Here is a 7,534-nt window from a genome sequence, read left to right as displayed (position 1 = left end):
CGGCAGCTGCGACCTGACCGCGCACGTCGCCCTCGACGCCGCCGCCGCACCCGGCCACCCCACCCTGCTGACCACCCAGCGCACCGCCCTGCACGCCCTCGGCGTCAGCGGCGCCCGCCCCCCGCTCGCGCTCGCCACCACCGACCCGGCCGGCTACCTGCGGGCCCTCGGCGGGGCCGGCGAGGCCGCCGAGCTCACCGACCCGGCCGGACTCGGAGCGTTCCACTGGCTGGTCCAGGCCGTCCGCATGCCGGTACCGGACGACCTCACGGGCCTGCCGGGATGGCAGACTCTCCCCTCATGAAGGAGTCGACGGCCATGACGGAGACCACGGTCGGCATCGGCCCGGGCGCACAGAACCTGCCCGGCGGGCCCGACAGCACCGACATGGTGCTCAACATCGGTCCCCAGCACCCGTCCACGCACGGCGTGCTGCGCCTGAAGCTCGTCCTCGACGGCGAGCGGATCAACTCCGTCGAACCCGTCATCGGCTACATGCACCGCGGCGCGGAGAAACTCTTCGAGGCCCGCGACTACCGGCAGATCATCATGCTGGCCAACCGGCACGACTGGCTGTCCGCCTTCGCCAACGAACTCGGCGTGGTGCTCGCCGTCGAGCGGATGCTCGGCATGGAGGTCCCCGAACGCGCCGTCTGGCTGCGGACCCTGCTGGCCGAGCTGAACCGGGTGCTCAACCACCTGATGTTCCTGGGCTCCTACCCCCTGGAACTGGGCGGGATCACCCCGATCTTCCACTCCTTCAACGGCCGCGAAGAACTCCAGCACGTCCTGGAGGAAGCCTCCGGCGGCCGCATGCACTACATGTTCAACCGCGTCGGCGGCCTGAAGGAGGACCTGCCGGCCGGCTGGCTCGGCCGGGTCCGGGCGGCCGTCGGCGTCGTCCGCTCGCAACTGCCGGTCTTCGAGGACCTGGTGCTCGGCAACGAGATCTTCCGCGGCCGGACGGCGGGCATCGGCGTCCTGTCCCGCGAGCACGTCCACGCGTACGGCGTCAGCGGGCCGATCGCGCGTGCCAGCGGCGTCGACTTCGACCTCCGCCGCGACGAGCCGTACCTCGCGTACGGCGAGCTCCAGGACGTCCTGCGGGTGCCCGTACGGGAGGAGGGCGACTGCCTCGCACGGTTCGAGTGCCTGCTCGAACAGACCGTGAACTCGCTCGACCTCGCGGACGCGTGCCTCGACCGGCTGGCGGAGATGCCCTCCGGACCGATCAACCTGCGGCTGCCCAAGGTGCTCAAGGCCCCCGAAGGGGAGACCTACGCCTGGACCGAGAACCCGCTCGGGCTGAACGGGTACTACCTGGTGTCGCGCGGCGAGAAGACGCCTTGGCGGCTGAAGCTGCGGTCGGCCTCGTTCAACAACATCCAGGCCCTGACCGAACTCCTGCCGGGGACGCTGGTGGCGGACATGGTGGCGATCCTGGGGTCGATGTTCTTCGTGGTCGGGGACATCGACAAGTAGAGGTCTCCGGCAGGCGCGGCGGGCCCCCGGCGGGGCTCGCTAAAGATCAGCCGGGTGCGGGGCGAGCTTGGGGTTGTGGGCTTCGCAGAGGGTGACGAGGGTCGCGTAGGCGTCGGGGCCCATGAGTTCGACGAGTTCGGGGCGGTAGGAGACGTAGACCGGGTCGGGGGCGTTGTGGGCCTCGGGGGAGCCGGTGCACCACCAGTGGAGGTCGTGGCCGCCGGGGCCCCAGCCGCGGCGGTCGTACTCGCCGATGGAGACCTGGAGGTAGCGGGTGTCGTCGGGGCGGTCGATCCAGTCGTAGGTGCGGCGGATCGGGAGCTGCCAGCAGACGTCGGGCTTGGTCTGGAGGGGTTCGAGGCCCTCGCGGAGGGCGAGGACGTGCAGGGCGCAGCCGGCGCCGCCGGGGAAACCGGGGCTGTTGAGGAAGAGGCAGGCGCCGTTCACGCGGCGGGTCTGGCGGTCGCCGTCCTCGTCGAACATGGTGATGCCGCCGTCGCGACGGATCCGGCCCTTGGCATCGGTGCCCTCGGCGTGGTGTTCCCAGATGTCGGGGGTGAGGCGGGCGGCGTGCTCGGTGACGCGCTGCTCGTCGTCCTCGTCGGAGTAGTGGGCGCCGAGGGTGCAGCAGCCGTCGGACGCGCCCCGGCCGGGCTGGATGCCGTGGCAGCCCTTGCCGAAGATGCAGCCCCAGCGGGAGGTGAGCCAGGTGAGGTCGCAGCGGAACACCTGGTCGTCGTCCGCGGGGTCGGTGAACTCGACCCAGGCGCGCGGGAAGTCGAGGGCGACTTCGCGGACGGTGGGCATCGCCAGGTCGACGACCGGGTTCTTGGCAGGCTTGGGGGCCTTGCCGGACTTCTTGGACTTCTTGTTCTTCGCGCTCTCAGCTGGTGCCACCCGGCAAGGGTATGGCCTGGGCCCTGGAGGCCGTGGTGCGGTGGTGAGGTTTTTCTCGCGGTTCGTCGGTATTGGGCGGTTTTCCGGGGGTCCTGGCGGGCGGTGTAGGTGAAACGGCTGTGAAAAGGGCCGCAGCCCGGGCGGCGGCGGCCGTGTGCGGCCCTAGGATGTCCCAGCCGGGGGTAGGTCGGGCGCGGGAGCGCCCTTGCACGGGGGAGTGCACATGGGCGACAAGGTCGTCATCCGGTCGTGGGAACTCCACGGCGAGGGACGGGAGTTCGAGACCGTCGCGAAGGAGTTCGGCGGCGCGGCGAAGCAGCTGGAGAGCGGGCTGGCGGCGCTGGGTGCGCCGTGGGGCGGTGACGCTCCGGGCAAGCCGTTCGGGGTCGCGTACGGCGAGGCCCGGGAGGGCGTGCTGGCCGGGCTGCAGGGTCTGGCGGAGCGGCTCGGCCGGATCGGTCAGGGCCTGCACAGCATGGCGGACAGCATGCAGCGCACCGACAGCGAGATCAGCGCGGACTTCAACGCGCCGTCGCTGAACCGCCCGGCCGCAACCGGCCGGGCCTGAACCGCAGTCAGAGCACGCGGCGGGCGGCTGTGCACGCCGAACCGCACCACCCGAAGGGGGAGCACGTGTCCAGGAACCTGCCGGAGGAACTCGCCCCCGCGCTGGCACGGACCGGCCACGCGTGGCCGCAGGCGGACGAGGACGGGCTGCGCCAAGCCGCCGTCCTGTGGCGCGAGTTCGGCTCGGAGGCGGAGGCCCTGGTACGCCGCGGCAACACGTCCGCGCAGCGGGTGTCGGGGGAGAACTCCGGCGCCGCGGTGGACGCGTTCAGCGCGCACTGGCAGCAGTTCAGCGGCGGCGGTCGCGGCCAGCTGGACGACGCCTCGGCGGCGGCCGGCCTGGTGGCCGGAGCGCTGGACAAGGCCGCCGGTGTGGTCGACCACAGCAAGGCCGAGATCGTCGCGGTGCTGCAGGAGCTGACCGAGAAGATCCGGGCGGCGGACGCGGCCGAGGCGAAGGCGAAGGCGCAGATCGCGCAGGCCGGCAAGGAGATCACCTCCGGGGTCGGCGGTGTGGTCTCCGGGCTGGTCTCGGGCGCGGTCGCGGTGGTGAAGGAGGGCGTGGCCGAGGCCGAGGAGCTGGCCGCGGTCGCGGACGCCAAGCGGAAGATCGGCCAGCTGCTGGAGCAGCTGGAGCGGGACATGGCGGAGGCGGCGAAGGCGCTCGCCAAGGAGCCCGCCCTGGTCGCCCTGGAGCGGATCGCCCAGACCGACGGCCGCGGCCTGCACGGCGAGCGGCGCGAGACCTCGATGGCCGCGCGCTCCGGGCAGGTCACCGGCGTGCTGGCGACCTCCGGCGTGGCCCGTTCGGTGGAGGTCGCCGGAGTGGCCGGCGTGCACGCCGAGCTGAAGGCCGACGGCACGGTCAAGACCGACCGGCACGGCAACCCGGTGCTGGTCGGCGACGACGGCCAGCGGGTCAAGGGCGTCGACGGTCTGAAGGTCGCCCAGGGCGCGGACGGCACCCAGCAGCTGGTCGGCCCGGACGGCACCCCGATCAGCGGCGTGGCGATGGGCGAGGACGGCAAGCCGCTGCTCAGCAAGGACGGCAAGCCGCTGCTGGTCGGCCTGACCGGCGCGCTGGTCGGCACCGGCATCACGCTGGCCCTCGGCCTGGACGGCCACCCCAAGCTCGGCGACGACGGCCACCCGGTGATGATGGCCGCCAACGGCTCCCCGGTCTCCGGCCTGGTCGCCGACCCGAAGGGCCACCTGCTGATGGGCAGCAACGGCCAGGTCGTCACCGTGAACGCCGACCTGCAGGCGGTCGGCCCGAACGGGCAGATCGTCCAGTTCGGCGCCGACGGCCGCCCGCTCGACCTGCTCGGCCCGGACGGGAAGCCCGTCCCGATCGCCGACAACCAGAACAACGGCCCGTTCGGGGACGGCTCGCACAACAACCACGGGCGCGGCCACGGCGACCAGGGCAACGGCCACGGCCAGCCGGGCAACGGCCACGGCGGCCCGAACGGCCCCGGCAGCGCCTCTGGCGCCGGCGGCCCGCTGGGCGGCCTCCCGGGCAAGATCCTCGACCCCGTCCTCGACCCGCTGGGCGGCCAGGACCAGGGCCAGTCGCAGTCCGCCCCGGCGGGCGGCAACCACCGCGGCAACTCCGGGAACCACGGAAACTCCGGGAACCACGGAAACTCCGGCAACTACGGAAACTCCGGCTACCAGAACAACTCGGCTCCGGTGTACGGCAATTCGCACGCCCCGTCCGGTGGCGGCGGCTCGTACGGCGGCGGTGGCGGCTGGGCCCCGAACGACGCGCCCTCGCCCTCCTCGTCGCACGGCCCGGTGTCGGTGCACGTCGACTCGGTGCTGACGCCGCCCGCGCCGCACCTCCCGCCGGTGGTGGACGGCGGCGACATCTGGTCGTCCGGCGGTGGTGGTGGCGGTGGCGGCGTCCACCGCGGCGGCGACTCCGGTTCGGTGTTCGGCGGCGGTTCGTCCGGCGGCTCCTCGATCCAGCTCGGCCCGGTCGGCGGCGGCGCCCCGTCCGGCGGCGGTCTGCCGGCCGGTGGTCCGGTCGGCGGCGGTGCGGTCGGCACCGGCCCGGTGGCCGGTGCGGGCCCGGTCGGCAGTGCGTCCGGCGGTGCGGCCGGCGCGGCAGGCGCCCCCGGCGCCCCGGGTGCGGCGGCCGGTGCGTCCGGCGCTCCCGGTGCCGCGGCCGGTGCTGCGACGGGCGCCCCGGGTGCTCCCGGTGCGGCGGCCGGTGCGACCCCCGGCGCGCCCGGTACGGGCGGGCAGGCCGGTTCGGCGGCCGCCGTGGTCGGTGTCGGCCAGCACGCGGCGGACAACCGTCCGGTGGCGGCCCGACCGGTGACCGGTCCGGTTCCGCCCGCGGGCGGCGGCGGCATCGGCCAGCAGGCCCCCGGCGGCCCGGTCCGGCACGACCCGCTGCCGGACGGCCGGCGGCACGGCGGGGTCGACGAGTCCGGCGCGCCGCTGCACCAGGCGTCCGCGGCGTGGCTGGTGATCACCGGCGGCGGCCCGGGCGGCGCGGTGCGGCCCGGCGCCGCCGAGCAGACGGTGCGCACGCTCGCCGACAGCCGCCCGTACGGGCTGCCCGGCGGGCTCGGCCCGGTCGATCCCGCGCACCAGGCCGAGGTGGTGCGCCGCACCCCCGGGCCGTACCCGGACCCGATGGTCGGCGAGTGGATCGAGGTCCTCAACGGCGGCGGCCCGGCCGAGAGCGGCCGCGCCAACAACTGCGTGGACGTGGCCCTGTCGGCCGTCGACACGCTCGGCGGCGCGCCGACCTGCGCCGCGCCCCGGCTGCCCGACGGCCCGGCCGGCGAGCGCGGCGGCCGCGACCGCGCCGAGCTGGAACTCGGCACCCGGTTCCTCGACCTGGGCGACGGCGACGACGCGCACGGCAAGCTCGGCCAGGCGCTGCTCGCGCACGGCACCGGCACCCGCGCGGTGCTGCTGACCGTCGACGGCTTCGGCCGCTCGCACACCTGGAACGCCGTCAACCACAAGGGCGTGCTCAGCTACCTCGACCACCAGACCGGCTACGCCGCGCCGACCCCGCTCTACCCGGCCGACCACGGCCTGTGGGCGATCGCGGTGGACGCCGCCGACCGGCCGATCGACCTGTCCGCGCCGCTGCCGGTCACCGTCGCCGTCCCGTCCGGGGCACCCGTCGCGGCGGCCGAGCCGGTGCCGGCCATGGCCGGCGCGCCCGCCGAGGAACCGGCCGCGGCCGTCCCGCCCGCGGCAGCGCCGCCGCGCTCCCGTCTCACCATCCACCGCACCACCGGGAGCACCAGCCGATGATCACCCGTGAACAGGCCCTCGCCACTGCCCACCGCTGGGTCAACGGCGACCTCCCGCAGGAGGGTTCACGGCCTGTCAGGTGCCACGAGTTCGACCTCGGCTGGGTGCTCTGGCCGGAGCCCGCGCCGATCCTCACCGACCCGCTCACCGGCGCGCGCCGCGCGCCCGAGGAGATCGGTACGGCCTGCGCCGTGGTCGACCGGGTCAGCGGCGAACTCACCGTCTTCCCGTCCGTCCCGGTGCCCGAGGTGGAGCGGCTCTACCGCGACCGCCTCGGCGCCGGCAGCCACAACCCGGCGCTGCCGCCCGTCACCGGCCCCGGCACCCGGGCCGCGCTGAGCTACCGGGACGACAAGGGCGTCACCCGGTCGCTGGCCGTGCACTCCGCGCACGGCCACCCGCACCCGGCGCTGCGCGCCTGGCAGCAGCTGTCCGCGCAGGGCGTCGCCCTCGACGACCTGGTCGCGCTCCGCACCGACCTGCGGCTGTCGATGCTCCCCGGCGGCTACTGGGAGCACGTCATCGCGGCCCGGCTGCCCGGCGTCCGGATCGAGTTCGAGCAGCCGTACGGGCCGCGCCACGACCACCGGGCGGCCGCCGTCCGGGCGCTGGTCGCCCGTACCGGCCGGACCTACAACCGGGTGCCGTTCCCGCTCGCCGTGCCGCCCGCCCAGCCCGAGGACGACAACGGCCTGCGCAAGCGGCTGGCCGCCCTGTTCGGCGAGGACGGCACGCACCGCTTCGAGCAGGCCGAGGTGCTCGCCGCCGACCTGCCCGAGCCCGCCGCCCGCGCCCTCCAGGGCATCGGCCTGCCGCGCGCCGCCGCCGGCTTCTTCACCCTGCACCGCCCCGAGAGCGACGGCATCGCCGAGCAGGCCGGGCCGGTCCTGCCGGACCTCGCCGAGCACCTCGGCGGGCTCGGCCGCGGCCGCCGGGCCACCGCCGCGGCCCGCGCCGCGCTGCTCGGGCAGCGGCTGCTCGGCACCGACGGCTGGGCGCTGTTCACCGTCGACACCGCGCAGGGCCGGATCCGCGCCGTCGACCCCGACACCTGCGAGGCCCGCTACTGCAACACCGACCTGACGGCCTTCACCCGCTGCCTGGCGCTGCTCGCCGAGCGCTACCCGCGCCTGCGCGACCTGCCGCCCGAGCAGGCCGGCCCCGCCGTCGCGGAGTTCCAGTGGGCGCTGGCCGCCCTCGACCGGACGGCGCTGCGCGACCCGGAGAACTGGTGGGCGGTCATCGTCGAACAGCTCTGGGACGGTCTGCTGTGACCCCGCCGCTACCCCTGGCGGTCACCGGTTTG

At 75.0% G+C, this 7,534-nt stretch carries 5 protein-coding genes and 1 pseudogene; 5 read left to right on the top strand and 1 reads right to left on the bottom strand.

Features of this window, described 5'->3' with window-relative positions; genetic code table 11:
- Together IEZ12_RS38035 and IEZ12_RS09280 are read left to right on the top strand one after the other, a co-directional pair.
- Positions 1 to 304 (top strand): annotated as a pseudogene (locus IEZ12_RS38035) (SAM-dependent methyltransferase); the annotation flags it as partial.
- A 14-nt stretch (positions 305 to 318) separates the two neighbouring features.
- Positions 319 to 1,482, top strand: a complete 1,164-nt coding sequence (locus IEZ12_RS09280) for an NADH-quinone oxidoreductase subunit D (RefSeq protein WP_100588324.1) — start codon at positions 319 to 321, stop codon at positions 1,480 to 1,482.
- Between the two features lie 39 nt (positions 1,483 to 1,521).
- On the opposite strand, the gene IEZ12_RS09275 is transcribed toward IEZ12_RS09280, so the two are convergent.
- Entirely contained in the window at positions 1,522 to 2,379 is an 858-nt protein-coding gene (locus IEZ12_RS09275; protein WP_189271560.1) for a DUF3109 family protein, read from the bottom strand.
- Between the two features lie 223 nt (positions 2,380 to 2,602).
- Between IEZ12_RS09275 and IEZ12_RS09270 the strand changes: the two genes are divergently transcribed.
- From IEZ12_RS09270 to IEZ12_RS09260, 3 genes are all read left to right on the top strand, one after another.
- Positions 2,603 to 2,947, top strand: a complete 345-nt coding sequence (locus IEZ12_RS09270; protein WP_043914817.1) for a WXG100 family type VII secretion target — start codon at positions 2,603 to 2,605, stop codon at positions 2,945 to 2,947.
- A gap of 65 nt (positions 2,948 to 3,012) precedes the next feature.
- The gene (locus IEZ12_RS09265) at positions 3,013 to 6,228 is read left to right on the top strand and encodes a toxin glutamine deamidase domain-containing protein (RefSeq protein WP_189271559.1); all 3,216 of its coding nucleotides are present in this window, start codon (positions 3,013 to 3,015) and stop codon (positions 6,226 to 6,228) included.
- Positions 6,225 to 7,502, top strand: a complete 1,278-nt coding sequence (locus IEZ12_RS09260; protein WP_189271558.1) for an SUKH-4 family immunity protein — start codon at positions 6,225 to 6,227, stop codon at positions 7,500 to 7,502. Before IEZ12_RS09265 ends, IEZ12_RS09260 begins: the two co-directional genes overlap by 4 nt.
- Positions 7,503 to 7,534 lie beyond the last annotated feature (32 nt).

The sequence above is a fragment of the Kitasatospora griseola genome, from assembly GCF_014648555.1.
GTDB classification, from domain to species: Bacteria; Actinomycetota; Actinomycetes; order Streptomycetales; family Streptomycetaceae; genus Kitasatospora; species Kitasatospora griseola.
Note: the sequence above shows the minus strand (reverse complement) of the source record. Positions and strands in the feature narration are given on the sequence as shown.

Coding starts and splice junctions, on each gene's coding strand:
- IEZ12_RS09280 (WP_100588324.1), top strand. CDS start 319: ATGACGGAGACCACGGTCGGCATCGGCCCGGGCGCACAGAACCTGCCC.
- IEZ12_RS09270 (WP_043914817.1), top strand. CDS start 2,603: ATGGGCGACAAGGTCGTCATCCGGTCGTGGGAACTCCACGGCGAGGGA.
- IEZ12_RS09260 (WP_189271558.1), top strand. CDS start 6,225: ATGATCACCCGTGAACAGGCCCTCGCCACTGCCCACCGCTGGGTCAAC.